This is a genomic window from Dorea acetigenes (assembly GCF_025567385.1).
GTDB classification, from domain to species: domain Bacteria; phylum Bacillota; class Clostridia; order Lachnospirales; family Lachnospiraceae; genus Claveliimonas; species Claveliimonas acetigenes.
Genome location: NZ_JAOQJU010000002.1, coordinates 28606 through 47978, shown reverse-complemented (window position 1 = coordinate 47978; position 19373 = coordinate 28606). Strand labels below are relative to the sequence as shown.

Genomic DNA, 19373 nt, shown 5'->3' with positions numbered 1-19373 from the left:
CACTTACATGGAAAGACTCAAAATGATTTTTCTGATTTTTTTCTCTTTTTTTCTGGTATCCTCCCGCTCTATCTCTGCAATACTGTTCATTCCTTCCGCACGGGACAAAAACGCAACATAATCCGGGAAGATTTTTACAGTCACCTTATCAAACCGGTTTTCCTGCAGCATTTTTTTGATATAAGAGGCAGTTTCCTCTGGTTTGACTTTTTTACTTTTTGAATATCCACAGATAGTTCCGCCTGAAATAACAATAGCATCGACGGGCATGATTTTCTCACGGCTGGTAAGCACCATATCGTAAGCCGTTGTAAGAAGCGGTGTCTTTTCTTTTATTTCAGCTGCTTTATCGGCGTCGATTGTTTTATATGGGAAAATCGTAATTAGCTCTACCAGTACCTTTGATGCCGGCAGGCACCCCAGGACTGCTACTAATGTAAATAAATTCAGCTTCGTCCCGGTCTGTACATATCCTACAATAAGAAGGACTACTACAATTACAAATTCAATAAGTGTCTGTGCCAGTAATTTGTTTCTCTCTGCTTTTAAATATCCCGGCTGTCCTTTTTCAATCTTCATCTTCTGCTAACTCCCCTTACTTCGTATTAAAGATACGCATCATAGCGATGCGAAGAATTCTGTCCGGCAGTATTTTTGTCGCCAGCTTCACGCCTTTCATCGGCATACCGAAGACAGATATGTCCCGGCCATTTCTTGTATCCCAAAGCGCCTGCCTGACAACCGCCCCCGGCTGCACCATTACTGCTTTTTTCATTTTGCTGCTGTCAGAGCCCGCCACTTCAAAAAACGGCGTATCTACCGGTCCCGGACAGACTGCTGTAACAACAATCCCGCGGGCGGCAGTTTCCATGGAAAGCCCCCTGGAAAAGCTTAAAACATAGGATTTAGAAGCAGCATACACGGCAAATTGCGGCTGCGGAAGAAATGCAGAGGCAGATGCAATATTTAATACCCTGCTTCCTTTTGACAAATAAGGAAGACACAGACAGGTCATTCTCGTAAGCGCCTTACAATTCAAGTCGATCATTTCTGTCTGCGTATCCACAGCAATATCTTCTGTCATTCCGATTTTTCCAAAACCTGCTCCGTTCACAAGCATACGAATATCTGGTTTTTGTATCTCAAGCTCTTTTTTTATTCGGTAAAAAATATAATCCCGCAGCAAATCTCCGTCAAAAATACGCACGGACACAGGAAATGCGGCCTCTGTCTCTTCTTTTATTTTTTTGAGCTTGTCCGTGCTTCTTGCAACCAGCCAGATCTCATCCAGCCGCTTATAACACTTTGGAATCTGCCGTACAAATTCTCTGCCGATTCCTGAAGATGCTCCGGTAATCACTGCAATTCTCATATATCATCTTCCTGTCTGTTTTTTGAATTTCTTTTTGTGGACATTTCGTATTGTCTTTTTCTGTGTTTTTCCCTGCTTTGTATGTATCTGGTGCTCACCGTCCTTCACTTTCTGGCGCGGGCGAATCAAACAATGTTTATCGAACCCCACCAGATCCATTCTCCCTGCTTTCTTAAGCGCTTCCAATACAAGCTGATAATTTTTTGGATCCCGGTACTGGATCAGAGCGCGCTGCATAGCTTTTTCATGTGGATTTTTCGGCACATACACAGGTTCCATATTCCTTGGATCTACCCCGGTATAATACATACAAGTGGAAATCGTTGACGGAGTAGGATAAAAGTCCTGCACCTGCTCCGGCATATAGCCTAAATCCCGAATATGTTCCGCCAGCTCAACTGCCTCTTTCAGCCCGGAACCCGGGTGGGAAGACATCAGATACGGCACGAGGAACTGATTTTTCCCCAATTGTTGGTTCATTTGTTTATATTTTTTCACAAAAGCCTGATAAACACTATTTTCGGGTTTGCCCATCTTACGGAGCACCACATCGGACACATGTTCCGGAGCCACCTTAAGCTGGCCGCTTACATGATCCTTACATAGTTCTCTAAGAAAAGCATCATCCTTATCCGCCATCACATAATCAAAGCGGATTCCTGAACGGATAAAAACCTTCTTCACTCCCGGAAGGGCCTTTAGTTTACGTAATAATATTATGTAATCTTCGTGGCTCACTTTAAGATTCCGGCAGGGCTTAGGGAAAAGACACTGCTTCTCCTTGCATACGCCGAGGGTCAACTGTTTCTGGCAGGAGGGCTGACGGAAATTTGCCGTAGGTCCGCCCACATCATGGATATACCCTTTAAAATCTTTATCCTGTATCAGCAATTTTGCCTCCCGGATTAAGGACTCATGGCTTCTGGTTTGTAAAATTCTTCCCTGATGGAATGTCAGTGCACAAAAACTGCACCCGCCAAAACATCCGCGGTTGCTGGTTAAGCTGAACTTCACTTCTGTAATTGCCGGAACGCCGCCGTCTTTTTCATAGCTGGGGTGGTAAGTCCGCATATAAGGATAAGCATACACATCGTCCATTTCCTCCTGGCTCAAAGGCTTAGACGGCGGATTCTGCACCACATAAAGATGCGCATCCTGATAAGGCTCTGCCAATCTTTTCCCTGAAAAGGGATCCGTATTACAGTACTGCGTATAAAAGCTGCGGGCATAATTTAATTTATCTTCCCTAAGCTCTTCAAAAGACGGAAGGATCACTGCATCATAAACACTATCGAGGCTTTTCACCTTACACACCGTTCCGTCTATAAAGGTAATGTCTTTCACTGCAATGCCGCTGTCTAATGCTTCTGCAATTTCAATGATGGAACGCTCTCCCATCCCATAAGAGATGATATCGGCTCCGGAATCAAGAAGCACGGAACGCTTCAGCCGGTCAGACCAATAATCATAATGGGCAAGACGTCTGAGGCTTGCCTCAATCCCGCCGAGGATAATCGGCGTATGCTTATAAACCTGACGGATCAGATTAGAATAAACAACTACCGCATAATCCGGCCGCTTTCCCATAACACCACCCGGGGTAAATGCGTCCGTCTTACGCCGTTTTTTTGACACAGAATAATGGTTTACCATAGAGTCCATATTTCCGGCGGACACCAGAAAGCCCAACCTGGGTTCTCCAAATTCCATAATACTTTTTTTGTCTTTCCAATCCGGTTGTGGAATGATTCCCACACGGTAACCGTGAGCGGAAAGTACCCGTGTTATAATTGCATGTCCAAAGGATGGATGATCTACATAAGCATCGCCGGACACATATACAAAATCTACACTGTCCCATCCCTGTGCCTGCATATCTTCCCTGCAGATTGGTAAGAATCCCTGCTCCATCATAATACCTCGTAGGTGCCCTTCTCAATATCGTTATAATCCATAATATAATAATCAGCCAGCTCTCTTTTCTTCGACAGCTGCGGTCTGGAAAACTCATCTTCCACGGCGCATACCCGCATCCCCGCGTTCTTACCCGCCAAAATTCCCATAGGGACGTCTTCAAAGACCAGGCAGTTCTTCGGAGATACTTCAAGTTCTTCTGCTACCAGAAGATAAACGTCGGGGGAAGGCTTGCCGCTCTTTACCTCGCATGAAGTATGTACAGAATCAAAGTATTCCTTTACGTGCAGTGCTTCAAGCGCTGCTTCCGTCAGTTCCCGGGCATTACTGGTAGCAATTCCGAATTTCATCCCTCTTTCCCGAAGGTGGGTAATAAAATGATAAGCGCCTGTTTTTAGCTTCACTTGATGGGTATAGGCCTCATACACCATGTCCGTCCATTCCTGCTTCACTTCTTCAATCGTACAATCCAGCTCCGGGAAAACATCCAGAAAATACTGTGCCACTTCTGTATAACTTTTCCCTTCCATTCCCTCATGGAAATTATCGGGCTGGGTCAGGTGGTATTTTTCCAGATACGCCCTGTCCACGGCAGGCCATATCCACATAGAATCTACCAGACTTCCATCTAAATCGAAAATAACCGCTTCTATTTCTTTCAGAATTAACGGTTCCCTGTTTTTCATTGCAACAACTCCAATTCTTTTTCTGTAAGTTCACGGTACTCCCCCGGCTGCATTGCCTCATCCAGCACAAGGCTTCCCATGGATTCACGTTTCAGATAAAGGACCTCCATGCCGACGGCCCGGAACATACGCTTTACCTGATGATACTTTCCTTCCTGTATCGTTAGCCGTATCCTGGAAGTCGTCCCGCTTTCCAGTACCTCAAGCCTGGCAGGCAGCGTCCATTCTTCTCCGCCTTCGCTGCCAATATCCACCCCTTCGGCAAATGCCTGTACAGTTTCCCGGGTAGCGCATCCGGCAACCTCAGCGTAATAAGTCTTGTCCACATGCTTCTTCGGTGAGAGAAGACGATGTGCCATCGCTCCATCATTGGTAATCAAAAGAAGCCCTTCTGTATCCTTATCCAGTCTTCCTACCGGAAATAAGTCCTTCCTTCTTTTCGATACAATCAAATCAATTACCGTCCGGTCTTTTGCATCCTCTGTAGCGGAAACAACGCCCTTCGGTTTATTCAGAAGATAGTATTCGTATTCTCTATAAAATATAGGAATACCGTCTACAGATACCGTCTGCAGCCCCTTTGCCACTTTTTCATCCGGTTTTAAAACCCGAACCCCATCTATCTCAACCAGGCCTTTACGGATGAGCTTCTTAACTTCCTGTCTGGTTCCGACTCCCATGTCAGCCAGATACTTATCCAACCGTATCATACGGACTGCCATCTCCATCCCGGCAGATATTTGTTCTTCAGAACGCCGCCTGCAAGTTTTCCCCATCCCAGAGGATAGCCGTCCACACAAAACAGATACCAACCCTTTTCTTTAGCATCTGTAACGTCTTCCACATCCAGTGTCTCTCCTTTTAAGTATTTTATAACCCGCTCATCCACAGCCGGCAGATCTATCACATAACGGTATTCCCTCTTTTTCAGACACATGGCTAATGCCTGGCTTGGTTCGAAACGCTTTTTCTTCAACTCCCCAAGGAGAAGCCCTGTGCGCAGAAAACGGATTCCTTTCATGTCCGGCAGCCCTTCCGGCATATAATATACCCGCTCTCCGTGAATCTCTATCCTTTCCTCATCCAGCTTCCAGTCTACCCCCTGAAAGAAGTTTTTCAATTCCTCCGGAATCTTTCCCACATTCCTCTTTCCGGGAATCTTTATGGCCGGAGTCTCTTCTTTTCCTTTTTTGAGAAGTGCAAGATAATGTCCTTCTCCATGCATTTTATGTGGGAAAATACGTATGGTCTTTGAAAATTCTGCCGCCTTGCTCTCTGTCACAGCAGGAATTCCGTTGGAAAACCCCTCATAGCCTTCCATATCCAGAATCTCAAATTCAGGACGGTTTCGCAGCAGATATTCAACCGTCCCTTCATTTTCCAGAGGGTCAAATGTACAGGTCGAATAAAGAAGCATACCACCGGGTCGCAGCATATCCGCTGCCTGGATGATGATGCTTTGCTGAAGTTTTGAAAAGAATTCCGGTCCATGTTCTTCCCATGCTTTTACCATTTTCCGGTCTTTTCGGAACATTCCTTCCCCGGAGCAGGGCGCGTCAATTAATATTTTATCAAAATATTCCGGAAAATAATTCACAAGCTTTCCGGGTTCTTCACTCAATACCAATAAATTTCCAATCCCAAAAACTTCCAGGTTCTTAAGGAGTCCCTTTGCACGAGAATTACTGATATCATTCGCAACCAGGACTCCCTCGCCTGAAAGCTTTGCTCCTAATTCCGTCGCTTTTCCGCCGGGGGCGGCACACACATCCAATACCCGGTCTCCCGGCTCCACCGGCAGACGGCTGGCAGGCGTCATGGCGCTTGGCTCCTGCAGATAATAAAGCCCGGCGAAATAGTAAGGATGTTTGGCCGGCATATCTTTCTCCCCATCATAGTAGAATCCATTTTCAATCCACGGAATCGGCCGGATAGAAAAAGGAGCAATTTTCGCAAAATCCTCCGACGATATCTTATTCGTATTGACACGAAGCCCATAATATCTTGGCTCTTCATAGCAGGATAAATATGTCTCAAATTCACTGCCCAGAAGCTTTTTCATCTTTTCTTCAAATGCGGATGGTAAATTCATCTTTTTCCTCCAATCCGTCCCGTTAAACAGAGAGCGGGGTTCCTTCCATGCAATAGGCAATTACGCTTGCACATACTTCGTATAGTATATCACATTTTTGCGGTACTAGGAATAGGCATATTTTAACTTCTTTGTCTCCAGTTTCTGTAATAGGAAATATGGATTTACACTAATCTCTTCTCCTGTATCCCAGGAATAAATTCCCAGATGAAGATGTACGTCAAACCTGCCTACCGTTCCTTCTTCTCCATATCCGGAATCCCCCATAAATCCCAGAAGCTGCCCTGCTTTTATATTGTCTCCCTTTTTTATATCTGCATAAGACTCCAAATGCGCATAATAAAAGTAGACGCCATTCGGCGACGTAATTCCAACCCGGTACCCGCCCTTTTCCAGCCACCCGATATTGGTAACAACTCCATCCGACATGCTAAGGACAGGATACAGGCCTCTTACATTTTCTCCTGCCATAATATCGGTTCCCTCATGTACGCTTTCTCCTTTGTAGCTGCGCTCTGCCATCCAGGAATTCACGTAAGATACCGTAAGGCTTTCATCCAGAGTAGACTCCGGGATTGGGAAATATTGTGCATCGGCCTCTACCCGGTTAAGAAAACTGCGGCACGCTTCGGAAAGAGTATCTTTTGCCCCCAGCATTTCGTCAGAAAAAAAACGGCGGCGGTATTCTTCCGCTTCTACAGTTTCTTCTGCTCTCCGATTTTCGATACCCTTATTGTACAAAGCATGTTCGCTCAAAACTGTAAAAAAAGAAACAAGTAATAAAAGGAGAAAAATTCTGCCGGTATCTAATTTCACAGATCGAAACCTCTTTTTTATATTACTATATGTTCCCAAACATAAAATTTAAACCTGAACCATAAAATTAAAAGAGACTTTTCAGTATGAGGCATTGCCTATGAAAGAAAAAATAGTATCCGTCTTACTCATCCTTTCTTTTCTTATCCTGCTTGCTTTTCCCGTGCCGGTATTCTCCGGGGCAAGCAAAGGGCTGCTGCTTTGGTACCGGACAGTACTTCCCACATTGCTTCCCTTTATGATTCTTTCTAATTTCATGATACATACCCGTGCTCTTTCCTATATCTCACGCCTCGCCGGTCCTTTTATACACCGCATATTCGGTGTGTCTTATAAAGGTTCCTTTGCTGTCATCACCGGTTTCTTCTGCGGCTATCCTATGGGCGCCAAAGTAACAGCGGATCTAATCCGTTCTGAAAAGATTTCGGCAAGAGAAGGAAATTATCTTCTTTCCTTCTGTAATAACACAAGCCCGATGTTTATCATCAGTTATCTTGTATGGCAAAACCTTAACAGAAAAGACTTCCTTGTTCCAACACTTTTTATTCTCACCTTATCGCCTATATGCTGCAGTTTCCTCTTCCGTTTTTATTGGATGAGGGGCAGCGGGCAAAAAAATGCTATGAAAAAAAATAAGGAAAAAAGCAACTGCCATACATCAGCTATATCTTATAAGCCGTTAAATTTCCAGCTTTTTGATTCCTGTATGATGGATAGCTTTGAAGCAATTGTAAAAGTAGGCGGATATATCATGCTTTTTTCTATTCTAACAGAATTATTACAATTATTATCAGGCAGGCTTCCGATGTTGAAGTTCCTTCTTCCCATGCTGGAAATCACAAATGGTATTTCCCTGCTGTGTCAGGCGGGAGCCCCTTTTCGGGGAACCTGGATACAGGTTCTTGCCCTCACATCCTTCGGGGGATTTTGTGCCGCGGCACAGACAGAATGCATGATTCAGAAAGCCGGTCTGAAAATCGCCCCATACATAATAGAAAAGCTGATTACCATGTTGGTAACCAGCCTGTTCGCTATATTATATCTTACAAGTCCTCGTCTTCATCCATAAAATCCATATCATCATCCGCAGCTCCATACTCTGCTTCCATGCCCCGCGGTGACTGCTCCGGAATCTCAAGTTCGGAGCGGTTGTTGCGAACCATATCATAACACTCCTGAAGTGAATTCAAAAGCCCATCATATTTTGCTGTGTAAGTATCCAGCGTATGACCGATAATATTTTCTGCATTTGCCATTAAATCGTCCGTATACTGCATTGCTCCAATCCGGATATCATTGGCATCACTGGTAGCATTATCTAAAATCTGCTGTGCCTGTTCCGTAGCCGCTGTCACAATCTGATTTGCCTGTGCATATGCCTGCTGCATAATCTCATGTTCGCTCACCAATTCAGATGTCTGAATCTGTGCATCCTGAAGCATATTCTCTGCTTTCGCCTGCGCGTCTGCCAGAATGGCATCTTTATTTGCAATGATCTTCTGATAACGCTTAATCTCATCCGGTGTTTTCATACGAAGCTCCCGGAGCAGCTCATCCAACTGATCCTTATTCACAATAATCTTTGTTGTAGATAAAGGCTGGAATTTACAAGTATCAATGTACTCCTCGATTTCATCAATAATCTGCTCGATACGACTGCTCATAATTTACACTCTCCTTTTTATCTTCTCTTGTATTCTGTCTATCACAGTCTCAGGTACAAACTGAGAGATATCCCCTCCAAAAGCCGCCACTTCTTTTACCGTAGTAGAACTTAAATAGGAATACTGAAGACTTGTTGTAAGAAAAACAGTCTCCAAATCACCGGACAGCTTCTGGTTTGTCTGTGCCATCTGAAGCTCATACTCAAAATCAGTAATCGCCCGAAGTCCCCGCACAATCATCCTGGCGTCCATTCTTTTTGCAAATTCTACTAACAATCCTTCAAATGGAACAACTTTCACATTTTGAAGATTTTTCACTACCTCATCTAACATTTTAACACGTTCTTCAACGGAAAACAACGGGGATTTTGCATTATTATTCAATACTCCTACTATCAGTTCGTCCACCAGCCCGGAAGAACGTCGGATAATATCCAAATGGCCATAGGTAACCGGATCAAAGCTCCCTGGGTAAATCGCTCTTATCATATCTGCTCCTTCTGTGTCATTTCCAAAAACACATGCTTATTTGTCTTATATACCTTTTCCCTGATTATACGTAACCCCAACGCATCGGCATAAGCAAACTGCGTGTCTTTTGCAGCCTCTACAATAATCATTCCATCTTCTGAAAGAAGAGCAGATCCGGCAAGATACAAAAGCACCTTTTCTTCTATGGATTGGTTATAAGGAGGATCCATAAAAATATAATCGAATTTCTTTTCTCCTTCCAGCCTGCGCAGCGCCGTCAGAACATCTGTCTGCATAGTCACCGCCTTTGGAGACAACTTGGTAAAATTCAGGTTTTCCTTAATACACGCCATGGCTCTGGGACTTTTTTCCACGAAAACGGCCTCTGCCGCCCCCCGGCTGAGCGCTTCAATTCCAATTCCTCCGCTTCCTGCAAACAGATCCAGAAAAGTACACCCATACAGATGCGGAGCAAGCATATTAAAAAGTGTTTCTTTAATTCTGTCAGTGGTAGGTCTTGTGTCCGGACCATCCGGTGTTTTCAATTGTAAGCGCTTTGCGCTTCCTGCAATGACACGCATCTATAAGCTCCTTTTCCAGTCTGCTCATACTTTTCAAAAGAAACAGAGCAGACATCAAACATTGTATACATAAACTCACCCGTTTATTATATAGAATCCTTCTTAAAAAGTCAATCTAGAAAAAAGCACCCGACAGGTATAAACACCTGCCAGATGCTTTTTCTCTCTCTTGTTATTTACCAGCCATCTGTTTTTCCTGCTGTTCAATCATCTTCTTAACCATATAACCACCTACAGAACCATTCTGTCTGGAAGTCAGGTCTCCGTTGTAGCCGTCTGAAAGCGGTACTCCCAGTTCGCTTGCAACCTCATATTTAAATTTGTCCAATGCACCCTTTGCCTCAGGTACTGCTGCTCTGTTAGATGAACGATTTGCCATTTTATGATCCTCCTTTTTCTACTTGTAACTTTTCCTTTTTGTAACTTTTGTTTTGTTACACCGATAGTATATGGAGGATTTATAATATTACACTAGAAGTTCTTTCTTCCTTTTCCATTTTCTGCATCCATTCATGATCTGTTTTTATAAGCTGGTCTGCCGCTTCGTTTGCCATCTGAAGAATCTTCGCATCCTGAAATACATCACCGAGTTTAAAATCCATAATCCCGCTCTGGCGGATTCCGAATAAATCTCCCGGTCCGCGCAGCTTCAAATCTTCACTTGCAATTTTAAAACCATCATTTGTCTTGTTCAGGATTTCCAACCGTTCCTTTGTCTCCTTTGACTTAGAACCGCTCATAAAGATGCAATAAGATTGATATTTTCCGCGTCCGACGCGTCCACGGAGCTGATGAAGCTGTGCCAACCCGAAGCGCTCTGCATTTTCCACCATCATAACTGTAGCATTGGGAACATCTATCCCTACTTCAATGACTGTAGTAGATACCAATACCTGTATCTCATTACGGCTGAAACGCTCCATAATACGATCTTTTTCCGCCTGTTTCATTTTGCCGTGAAGGTAGTCAATAACTATATCGTCTCCGATTTCTTCCTGCAGCATAGATGTATAATCTATCACATTTTCTGCCTCCAGATGTTCGCTCTCTTCCACCATCGGGCAGATAATATAGCACTGCCTCCCTTCAGCCGTCTGTTTTTTTATAAAACGGTAAGCCGTTTCCCTGTAGCTGGTATCAACCACGCAATTTTTAATTGGAAGGCGGTTGGCCGGAAGCTGATCTATTACGGAAATATCCAAATCTCCATAAATAATAATGGCAAGTGTCCGTGGTATTGGCGTAGCGCTCATAACAAGTATATGGGGCATGCTACCTTTTTCAAAAAATGTTTCCCTCTGCCGCACGCCGAACCTATGCTGCTCGTCTGTTATTGCCAGTGCAAGATTTTTATAATGAACCTTTTCCTGAATCAACGCATGCGTCCCTATTATCACTTGTACTTCTCCGGCCTCTATCCGTGCATATGCCTCTTTTTTCTCCTTTGCCGTCATGGAACCTGTAAGCAGCCCGACCTTTAATGGAATCTGATAGGTATCAAATAATTTGGTAATCGATTCAAAATGCTGTCTTGCAAGCACTTCCGTAGGCGCCATCATGGCTCCCTGATACCCGTTCATTCCCACCGAAATCAGTGCAAGTACTGCTACAATTGTTTTACCTGATCCCACATCACCCTGAATAAGCCTGGACATGGCATAGCGGCTTCCCATATCAAGTTCAATTTCCTTCCACACTTTCTTCTGTGCATCCGTAAGACGATAAGGCAGGGACGAAATAAACCGTTCCGTCTCTGCCTTGTGTTCGATCACAAAATGATTCTCTTTTTTTTCATTCTCGTCCTTTAATTTTCGCAAGGATACTATAAATTCCAGAAATTCTTCAAACACAAGCCGTTCTCTTGCGCGATAAAATACTTCCTTATCTTCAGGAAAATGAATTCCTCTGACTGCATAATTATATTCCGCCAAATGATAGCGGTGCCGGATTTCTTCCGGCAGGATTTCCCTGCTTAAATCCAATCCGTCAAGCGCCTGTCTGACTGCTTTCATAACCATATTATTAGAAAGCCCTGCTGTCAAAGGATAGACCGGCTGTAAAGTATGCAGCTTTTCTTCGTATTTTGCGCTGGGGTAAAAAATTTCAGGATGCTCCATAACCAATCCATTCTTTTTCCGGATTACCTGTCCGCGAAGCGTAATCACACCACCTGCAGACAAAGTACTGCGCAAAAAAGGCATCCGAAACCAGATTACACGAATTACTCCGCTAAAATCCCGAACCTGCACAGAAGTCACCTGCATTTTCCGGTTAGGCGACACCTGTACTTTTCCATATATAGTACCCGTAACCGTCTGTGTCTTTCCTTCTTCCAACTCACTGATTGGCACAGGTTCTTCATAAATATCGTATCCCCGCGGATAATACCGGATTAAATCTCCTATTGTATAGATACCTAGTTTGGAAAATAACTGTTCCATTTTTTCACCAATACCCTTTAACGCATTGATTCTTGTATTTTCTTTCATATTATTCTACTGCCAGCACGTAATAGTAAATGGGTTGTCCGCCGTACTGCGCATCAATATCTATATCCGGATACAGTTTTTCAATTTCTCCTGCAAACCGCCAGGCATCGTCTTCTTTCACTTCTTCCCCGTAATACAGACTGATCAGCTCAGAATCTTCATCAACCAACTCAGCCAGCATCTCTTTGGTTGTCGCTTCAATGTCTTCACCCACGGCAATGATTCCCGCATCGCCGATACCCATAATATCTCCTTCATGGATTTCCTTATCGTCAATATGTGTATCACGCACCGCATAAGTCACCTGCCCGGATTTTACATTAGAAATTCCTTCCAACATGGCTTCTTCATTCGTCTTTGAATCTGCCTCCGGCATGAAATTAATAATGGCCGTAATTCCTTGCGGAACAGTCTTAGTCGGAATAACGATAATTTCCTTATCCTCTACCAGCGTCTTCGCCTGATTTGCCGCAAGTACGATATTTTTATTATTGGGCAAAATAAACACAGTATCTGCATTTACCTGGTCAATAGCAGTCAACATATCTTCTGTACTCGGATTCATCGTCTGTCCGCCTTCAATGATATAGTCTGCCCCAAGTTCTTTAAAAATTGCATTCAATCCCTCTCCAATGGATACCGCGATGAATCCCATAGGTTTCCTTGGCTCATTGTTCTTTTGGGCCTGCTTTTTCGCTTCTTCTTCTGCTTTCTGCTGTCTGGCAAGATTCTCAGAATCCCGAATCAACTTTTCCTGATGTTCCTCACGCATATTGTCAATCTTCATGCGGGACAACTGGCCAAAAGTAAGGGCTTTCTGAATTGCAAGTCCCGGATCATTGGTATGCACGTGAATCTTTACCACATCGTCATCTGCTACACATACAATAGAATCACCGATAGATTCCAGATACGCCTTGAATTCAGACTCATCTGCCTCTGTGAATTCTTTTTCTGTCAAAATAATAAATTCTGTACAATATCCAAATTTAATGTCCGCCGTCGCTTCTGCAGAAATCTTCGTTACACTGCTTCCTGCAGCTCCCGGTGTAATCGCCTTATAATCCACTTCTTTGCCGAGGAATGCATCATAAGCGCCTTTTATCACTTCCATAAGTCCCTGGCCACCGGAATCAACCACTCCAGCCTCCTTCAGGACGGGAAGCATTTCGGGAGTCCTGGCAAGAACCGCATCTCCTTCTTCAATCAGCGCAGGCAAGAACACTTCCAAATCATCGGTTTCCAAAGCCATCTCAACTGCTTTCTCAGCAATTCCTCTCGCTACGGTAAGGATGGTACCTTCCTTCGGCTTCATAACAGCCTTATATGCAGTATCTTTTGCGCGCACACACGCTGCTGCAAGAGCTTCTACTGTAATCTCTTTTTCTTCTCTCACGGCCTTCGTGAATCCACGGAGAAGCTGAGATAAGATTACTCCTGAATTTCCTCTTGCTCCCCGCAGAGAACCGGAAGAAATCGCTTTCGCCAAAGATGTCATATCCAGCTTCCCAAGAGCCGTCACTTCCTTTGCTGCAGACATAATCGTAAGCGACATATTCGTCCCGGTATCTCCATCCGGCACCGGAAATACATTCAATTCATTAATATACTCTTTCTTAGCCTCAATATTCTGCGCGCCTGCCAGAAACATCCTGGCAAGCATATCCACACTTATTGTATTTGTTGCCACTTTAAAAGTCCTCCTTAATTAATCGATGACTCTGACGCCCTCAATATAAATATTAATCTTATCTACCGGCATTCCTGAAAATTCTTCTACTCTATATTTTACATTACTAATCAGATTGTCTGTTACTGCTGAAATACTTACTCCATACGCAACAATCACATGGAAGTCAATCTTAATCCTGTTATCATCAGAAATAGAAACCTGGATTCCATGTGTCAGACTCTCTTTCTTCAAAAGCCTTACCAGGCCATCTTTCATATTAACTGCAGCCATTCCTACAATTCCAAAACATTCCACTGCAACGGTTCCCGCATATTTTGCTATCACTTCAGGGCTAATGGTAATAATACCAAGATCTGTACTCATGCTTCCTTTCATGTTCACACCCTCCAATTCTTATACAATTAACATAGGTATTATACTCTGTTTTTACTTATTTTACAATAATAAAAAAGAGTGCACAAAAAAAAACCCAGACTCTTTATACGAATCTGAGTTTTCATTTTTCATTACGCACGTTCAACTTTGCCTGACTTCAAACAAGAAGTACATACATACATTCTCTTTGTAGCTCCGCCTTCTGTCTTAACACGAACGGATTTCACATTGGATTTCCACATTTTTGGTGTCTTTCTATGAGAGTGGCTTACATTGTTTCCAAAGTGAGCACCCTTTTCACAAATAGCACATTTAGCCATAACTGCACCTCCTAACGCTCTTACATAGCCTGTTCTCCAGACTCACAACAATAGTTATTGTAACAGAACTATATAAGAATTGCAAGTATATTTTTACAAATTACGATAAATAATCACCTTTTTTCATCTGTCACAGCAATATAGCCTCCATCCGGCCAGCACAAGAAGTATGATAATCAATATCTGTACAAACAGGCTGTCAAGCAGCATATTAATTACCATGCCAACTGCCACCCAAAACAGAGCAAATCCGATAATACGCTTCATCATCTTTTCTCCGCATTATCTCTCTTATCTCAGTATATTCCAATTACGTGCATATTGTGACAAAATATTAAAGGCCCAGATCCATGTCATCTATGTCGTCTATGTCGTCTGCCGTATTCAATATATCCGAAACCTCTTCTTCCGTCATCTTTGATTCTTTCCCGCCGGTAAACCGGTCAACTACATCCGGAACCATATCCAGAATTTTGGTAATTGTATCCTGATTTTTAATATTTACAAGCTTTGTTGAACCGTTCTGTATAACTAAAACTGCGCTGGGAGTCATCTTCCCTCCGACGCCTCCCGCTCCCTTTGCCTTTTTATCTTCATTGAATGAACCTGCACCTATTCCAAAGGATACGTCAATGAGCGGCAGAATAATAATGTCGCCAATATGGATCGCCTCGCCAACAACCGTCTTTGATGAAATTACGCTGTCCATTCCATGAAATAATGATTCAATTGTTCCTTTAAAATTATTATCTGCCATTCCAGCATCCTCCTTATACCACTATAATTTAAAATTCTTTATATCCCTATAAGCTGTACGTACTTCCCTGCTCCAAAGAAGATTCCATAATAAGATAACCAGATGTATTCCATAAATGTTTCCTTTTGCTTTCAGATATCCTTCCAATATCTTTTGGTCAAAATCCGGTGTAATCTGTACATAGGGACCCAGAAACGGGTACAGCACTCCGAAAACGGCCAGTACCTGTCCCGTCAGGCATGGATCATCAAATCCATACTGTACTTTAGCGGCAAGTTTCTTTGGCATCAGCCGCCGAAGAAGCTTAACCACTTCCTTCTTTACTTTTGAAAATGCTTTTTGATGTGCTTCGTTTTTAATAAATGCAGAAAGCTTGTCTTTTTTCTCTGCTAATGCCTTTATTTTACCACAGAAAGCTTGAAATGTACATTTTAACTTTTCAACCGCTTTACCCAGGCCTTTATCTGCTTTTGTACTTCCGGCAGGTTCTTCTTCGTGGCTTTCACTACTTTTCTGCTGCTTCTTTTCAACTCCCGCAGGCAGTTCTTTTTCCATTTTCTCCTTTTTTTCCACTTTATCCACCGGCTTCTTTTCCACCGGTTTCTTTTCCACCGATTTCTTTTCCATGGTTTTCTTCTCTTCAGGCTGTTTTTTAGAACGCTCTTCATTTTTTTCATTTTCCTCCTTTTTCTCCGTTTCCTTTTCTCCGATTTCTTTCCATGCGGCCTTAATATGAACCGTTGTCTCTTTGTTCTCATATTTTGCAAAAACCCGTATCAGATGCAGAAGCCATGTCACTTTCAAGGAAACGCTTAATCCATCCGGGAAATGTTCACATTCTGCTTCCAGAGAATATCTGACCGGCACTAAAAGAACAATACAAATCAGTAATACCAGTATACCCAGTATCACGGCAAGTATGATTCCTATGATTTTAAAAATGACAAGCAGAATATGTAACACACTAATCCCCCTGTTCCTTACTCATTATATAGTTCCTGATGTCTACATCGCCGGTTTCTTTATATACATCGCCGGCAATTTTTTCTACCAACTCAAGCGCGCCGTCATAACTCCCTGCTATCCCTACCACAAGCCGATTTTTTCCCGGATAGCCGGGCTGGAGCAAGAACGCCGAATGAATAATATCCAAATGGTTCTTTTCATTTGCTGACAGCACAATCAGATGTGTATTCCTCTGCAGTTTATTTTTCTCCAGCTTGGAAATGATTTTCTCCTTTTTCTTTTCCAATCCCTCTTCCAGATAAAGATGCCTGTAATATTTCATATGCATTCTCCTAATAATAGTAGCTGTCAAAGATTTCTTTTGCTACGTTAACGGCTTTTACCTGACCATCGGAACTCTCAATCAGGACGCAGATTGCAAGCTCGGGATTATCAACATTCGTGAATCCTACAAACCAGGAATGATTTTTCTCAATATCCGAGCTGTATTCTGCCGTCCCTGTTTTTCCGGCCACAGTATAGCCTTGTCCACTCAGTACGGAAGCCGTTCCATAATTCACAACTTCCTGCATATAGGATTTTAACTGTTCCGCTTCTTCTTCACTCATTAACTTTTTATATTCTTCCGGTTCTGTATTTTCTACAATTTCTCCTGAATAATTCGTAATTGCATCTACAAGATACGGACGCATCAGCGTACCATGATTTGCAATTGCCGAAGTAATCAGCGCCATATGGTATGGGCTGGTCTCTGTTTTTCCCTGTCCCATAGCGGTCATCATCCTGTCCGCTGACGAATCGGATGATTCCAGTGTAAAGCTGCTTTGGCTGTAAGGCAGTTCGCAAGGCAGCTTGGAATTAAACAGAAGAGTTTCCGCCGTGTCCCGGTATCTTTCTATATCCAACTGAAGCCCGATGTTGGAAAAAGAAGTATTACAGGAATACGCCAATGAAGATGCCAGGCTTACATCACCATGTACATTATGCCCTGCACAGGCAATCGTAACACCATCATAAGTAATTTCTCCCTGACAGGTATAGCCATATGCATTATAGTCCCCATGCTCCCGCATATATTCTAGTGCAGTCACCAGTTTAAAAGTAGAGCCTGGCGCATACGCTCCCTGTGTCGCACGGTTCAGCAGATAACTATTTTCATCTGTGCTCAGAAATTCCCAGTTTTCAGCCACTGTATTCGGATCAAAATCCGGTTTTGATACCATGGCTAATATCTTTCCGCTGGAGGGCTCTAAAACAACGACTGCCCCTTTGTAACTTCCCAATGCATTATAGGCAGCTTCCTGAAGCTGTGTATTCAATGTGGTAATCACATTGTCTCCTATATTTTTTTCATCCTGAAATTCATTTTTTAGTTTTTCCAGAAAAAAGGCATGCGAAGTCAGAAGCTCAAAATTTTCCGCAGATTCCAATCCGGATTTCCCCTGTGAAGAGAACCCCACCACATGGGCATAAAGATTCCCATATGGATAGTAGCGGTATTCACTGCCATCCTCTGCTGTTGTCGTCTCTGCAAGCACATTGCCATCCTTATCTAAAATCTTGCCCCGCACAACCCTGTCCGCCATAGAATCCAGCCTGGGATTGTAAGAACTGTTAATAATATCCTGGCTTTTCTCAAGGTTGAAATAAATAATATATCCCATCAGAACAAGAAAGAGTGCCACAAATATATAGGTAACCCTAGCGAATTCTTTGTTGACTTCCTTTTTTTGCTTTGCGCGGCGCTTGTCTTTTTTCTTCGCTTCCCTGCGCTCTTTTCTTGTCAGCTGCTTTCGCTCTCTGCGGATTTCTTCCTTCTTCTTTGCTTCTCTTAGCTCGTAGCCGCTCTCTTTTCTTTCTTTCAATGCTTTCTTCCTCGTCTTCTCGTAAAATATAAAGTCCCTGGATAATCGCAAACATAATCAATGTACTGATTAATGAACTTCCGCCATAACTAACCAGCGGTAATGTAACTCCCGTAGACGGAATAAACTTCGTTACACCTCCGATTGTAAGAAATACCTGAAAAATATAACAGGTTCCCAATCCCAGCGCAACCAGTTTATAGAACTGATTGTGAAGCTGCATTGCAATATTCAAAAACATTACATAACAGCTCACACAAATCAAAATCAGGCACAGGGCAAAGATTAACCCAAGTTCTTCAGCAATTGCCGCAAAAATAAAATCAGTATCCGTAACAGGGATTGTTTCCGGCATTCCCTGGCAAAGCCCCATCCCGAACCAGCTTCCGGTTCCAATCGCAAACAGAGACTGTGCCACCTGATATCCTCCGGTATCATAATTGGCAAAAGGATCCCGCCATACCTGTACCCTTGTCTTTACATGCCCAAACAGGTAATAGGCACAAACTGACGCTGCACTTCCCGCTCCTGCTCCCGCAAAAAGATACAGGGGCTGCTTCGTCGCCACATACAGCATAATCAGATAAACAACAAAAATAATCAAGGCGGCTCCCAAATCCGTCGAAGCAACCAAAATTAACACATGGACGGCTGCAACAATGGTAGTAATTACCACATTCTTAAAATCCGTTGACTCTTTAAAGCTTGCCGCGACAAAAAAAACAAAAACAATTTTGACAAGTTCTGATGGCTGTATATTGATGCCAGCAATCGTGAATCCAAGCTTTGCACCATAAGACACCTGCCCGGCAATCGCTACTGCCCCCAGAGAAAGCATACCCACAACGCCGTAAAAAATCCGCCATTCTGCCAATCTCTTTACTTTGCGGATGATTACAGGGATTACCATACACAGTACAATTCCCGCAGCAGCAAAAATAAACTGCCGGATTGCCTTGCTATATGCAAGCCTGGTAAGCATAATGAACCCTATACATAGCAGCATGCACATATTATTGACGATTAAACGGGATACCCTCGGATAGATAAGGGTATACAGAATAATTGTCAATCCCAGCAATACTACCTGAGACAGATAAAACGCCACAATTTTAATATCATCCGTCTCCAGGTAAAGAATTATAAAAGCAATCAGATGCAGCAGGAACATTAGTATATTCTGCCTGCGCAGCAGCGCTTTCTTTTTCCAGACATCATGGTATCCGAATATCGTAAAACAAAGATACGTGTACATGATGATAATGATAATGATTAAATATTTTGATAGCTCCACAATAATATTCGTCAATCT

General features: G+C 43.1%; 22 protein-coding genes. 1 reads left to right on the top strand and 21 read right to left on the bottom strand.

Going from position 1 to position 19373, the window contains the following annotated elements; all coding sequences use genetic code 11:
- Positions 1 to 3: 3 nt before the first annotated feature.
- The 7 genes from OCV99_RS02600 to OCV99_RS02570 form a co-directional block, all read right to left on the bottom strand.
- Positions 4 to 579 (bottom strand): hypothetical protein, encoded by a 576-nt coding sequence (locus tag OCV99_RS02600; protein ID WP_158367866.1) that lies wholly within the window; start codon positions 577 to 579, stop codon positions 4 to 6.
- A 16-nt stretch (positions 580 to 595) separates the two neighbouring features.
- Positions 596 to 1372, bottom strand: a complete 777-nt coding sequence (locus OCV99_RS02595) for an SDR family NAD(P)-dependent oxidoreductase (protein WP_158367864.1) — start codon at positions 1370 to 1372, stop codon at positions 596 to 598.
- Positions 1373 to 1375: 3 nt separating this feature from the next.
- Entirely contained in the window at positions 1376 to 3283 is a 1908-nt protein-coding gene (locus OCV99_RS02590; protein ID WP_158368556.1) for a YgiQ family radical SAM protein, read from the bottom strand.
- On the bottom strand, positions 3283 to 3972 hold the full coding sequence (locus OCV99_RS02585; RefSeq protein WP_331490618.1) for an HAD family hydrolase: 690 nt from the start codon (positions 3970 to 3972) through the stop codon (positions 3283 to 3285). The genes OCV99_RS02590 and OCV99_RS02585 overlap by 1 nt, the downstream gene beginning before the upstream one ends.
- Positions 3969 to 4682, bottom strand: a complete 714-nt coding sequence (locus tag OCV99_RS02580) for a pseudouridine synthase (RefSeq protein WP_262574639.1) — start codon at positions 4680 to 4682, stop codon at positions 3969 to 3971. Before OCV99_RS02580 ends, OCV99_RS02585 begins: the two co-directional genes overlap by 4 nt.
- On the bottom strand, positions 4679 to 6064 hold the full coding sequence (locus OCV99_RS02575; RefSeq protein ID WP_158367860.1) for an RsmF rRNA methyltransferase first C-terminal domain-containing protein: 1386 nt from the start codon (positions 6062 to 6064) through the stop codon (positions 4679 to 4681). The genes OCV99_RS02580 and OCV99_RS02575 overlap by 4 nt, the downstream gene beginning before the upstream one ends.
- A 105-nt stretch (positions 6065 to 6169) precedes the next feature.
- The gene (locus tag OCV99_RS02570) at positions 6170 to 6880 is read right to left on the bottom strand and encodes a M23 family metallopeptidase (RefSeq protein ID WP_227191869.1); all 711 of its coding nucleotides are present in this window, start codon (positions 6878 to 6880) and stop codon (positions 6170 to 6172) included.
- 100 nt (positions 6881 to 6980) lie between these two features.
- On the opposite strand from OCV99_RS02570, the gene OCV99_RS02565 reads away from it, so the two are divergent.
- Positions 6981 to 7949, top strand: a complete 969-nt coding sequence (locus OCV99_RS02565; protein ID WP_158367858.1) for a nucleoside recognition domain-containing protein — start codon at positions 6981 to 6983, stop codon at positions 7947 to 7949.
- Here the strand turns inward: OCV99_RS02565 and OCV99_RS02560 are convergent.
- The 14 genes from OCV99_RS02560 to OCV99_RS02495 all read right to left on the bottom strand — a co-directional run bounded on the left by OCV99_RS02560 (position 7924) and on the right by OCV99_RS02495 (position 19370).
- Complete coding sequence (locus OCV99_RS02560) at positions 7924 to 8544, bottom strand: ATPase (protein WP_158367856.1); 621 nt, start codon at positions 8542 to 8544, stop codon at positions 7924 to 7926. The two genes, OCV99_RS02565 and OCV99_RS02560, sit on opposite strands and share 26 nt — an antisense overlap.
- A 3-nt stretch (positions 8545 to 8547) precedes the next feature.
- Positions 8548 to 9033, bottom strand: a complete 486-nt coding sequence (coaD, locus tag OCV99_RS02555) for a pantetheine-phosphate adenylyltransferase (RefSeq protein ID WP_158367854.1) — start codon at positions 9031 to 9033, stop codon at positions 8548 to 8550.
- A complete protein-coding gene (rsmD, locus tag OCV99_RS02550; RefSeq protein ID WP_158367852.1) occupies positions 9030 to 9596 on the bottom strand; it encodes a 16S rRNA (guanine(966)-N(2))-methyltransferase RsmD in 567 nt (188 codons plus the stop codon). Before rsmD ends, coaD begins: the two co-directional genes overlap by 4 nt.
- Before the next feature lie 172 nt (positions 9597 to 9768).
- Positions 9769 to 9975 (bottom strand): alpha/beta-type small acid-soluble spore protein, encoded by a 207-nt coding sequence (locus OCV99_RS02545; protein WP_158367849.1) that lies wholly within the window; start codon positions 9973 to 9975, stop codon positions 9769 to 9771.
- A gap of 79 nt (positions 9976 to 10054) precedes the next feature.
- Positions 10055 to 12085: an ATP-dependent DNA helicase RecG gene (gene recG, locus OCV99_RS02540; protein WP_158367847.1), complete on the bottom strand. Its 2031-nt coding sequence runs from the start codon at positions 12083 to 12085 to the stop codon at positions 10055 to 10057.
- 1 nt (position 12086) lies between these two features.
- On the bottom strand, positions 12087 to 13775 hold the full coding sequence (locus tag OCV99_RS02535; RefSeq protein ID WP_158367845.1) for a DAK2 domain-containing protein: 1689 nt from the start codon (positions 13773 to 13775) through the stop codon (positions 12087 to 12089).
- An 18-nt stretch (positions 13776 to 13793) separates the two neighbouring features.
- Positions 13794 to 14153 carry an Asp23/Gls24 family envelope stress response protein gene (locus OCV99_RS02530; protein WP_158367843.1) on the bottom strand — a complete coding sequence of 120 codons (360 nt, stop codon included), beginning with the start codon at positions 14151 to 14153 and terminating at the stop codon, positions 13794 to 13796.
- Between the two features lie 131 nt (positions 14154 to 14284).
- On the bottom strand, positions 14285 to 14473 hold the full coding sequence (gene rpmB / locus OCV99_RS02525) for a 50S ribosomal protein L28 (protein WP_158367841.1): 189 nt from the start codon (positions 14471 to 14473) through the stop codon (positions 14285 to 14287).
- 123 nt (positions 14474 to 14596) lie between these two features.
- Complete coding sequence (locus OCV99_RS02520) at positions 14597 to 14743, bottom strand: hypothetical protein (RefSeq protein ID WP_227191864.1); 147 nt, start codon at positions 14741 to 14743, stop codon at positions 14597 to 14599.
- Between the two features lie 64 nt (positions 14744 to 14807).
- Positions 14808 to 15230: a GerW family sporulation protein gene (locus tag OCV99_RS02515; RefSeq protein ID WP_158367839.1), complete on the bottom strand. Its 423-nt coding sequence runs from the start codon at positions 15228 to 15230 to the stop codon at positions 14808 to 14810.
- Positions 15231 to 15251: 21 nt separating this feature from the next.
- Positions 15252 to 16193, bottom strand: coding sequence for a DUF2953 domain-containing protein (locus OCV99_RS02510; protein WP_158367837.1), 942 nt, complete (start codon positions 16191 to 16193; stop codon positions 15252 to 15254).
- A 1-nt stretch (position 16194) separates the two neighbouring features.
- A complete protein-coding gene (locus tag OCV99_RS02505; protein ID WP_158367835.1) occupies positions 16195 to 16518 on the bottom strand; it encodes a hypothetical protein in 324 nt (107 codons plus the stop codon).
- A 10-nt stretch (positions 16519 to 16528) separates the two neighbouring features.
- Positions 16529 to 17860, bottom strand: a complete 1332-nt coding sequence (locus tag OCV99_RS02500) for a peptidoglycan D,D-transpeptidase FtsI family protein (protein ID WP_158368549.1) — start codon at positions 17858 to 17860, stop codon at positions 16529 to 16531.
- A 37-nt stretch (positions 17861 to 17897) separates the two neighbouring features.
- Positions 17898 to 19370, bottom strand: coding sequence for an FtsW/RodA/SpoVE family cell cycle protein (locus tag OCV99_RS02495; protein ID WP_158367833.1), 1473 nt, complete (start codon positions 19368 to 19370; stop codon positions 17898 to 17900).
- Between the last annotated feature and the right edge of the window lie 3 nt (positions 19371 to 19373).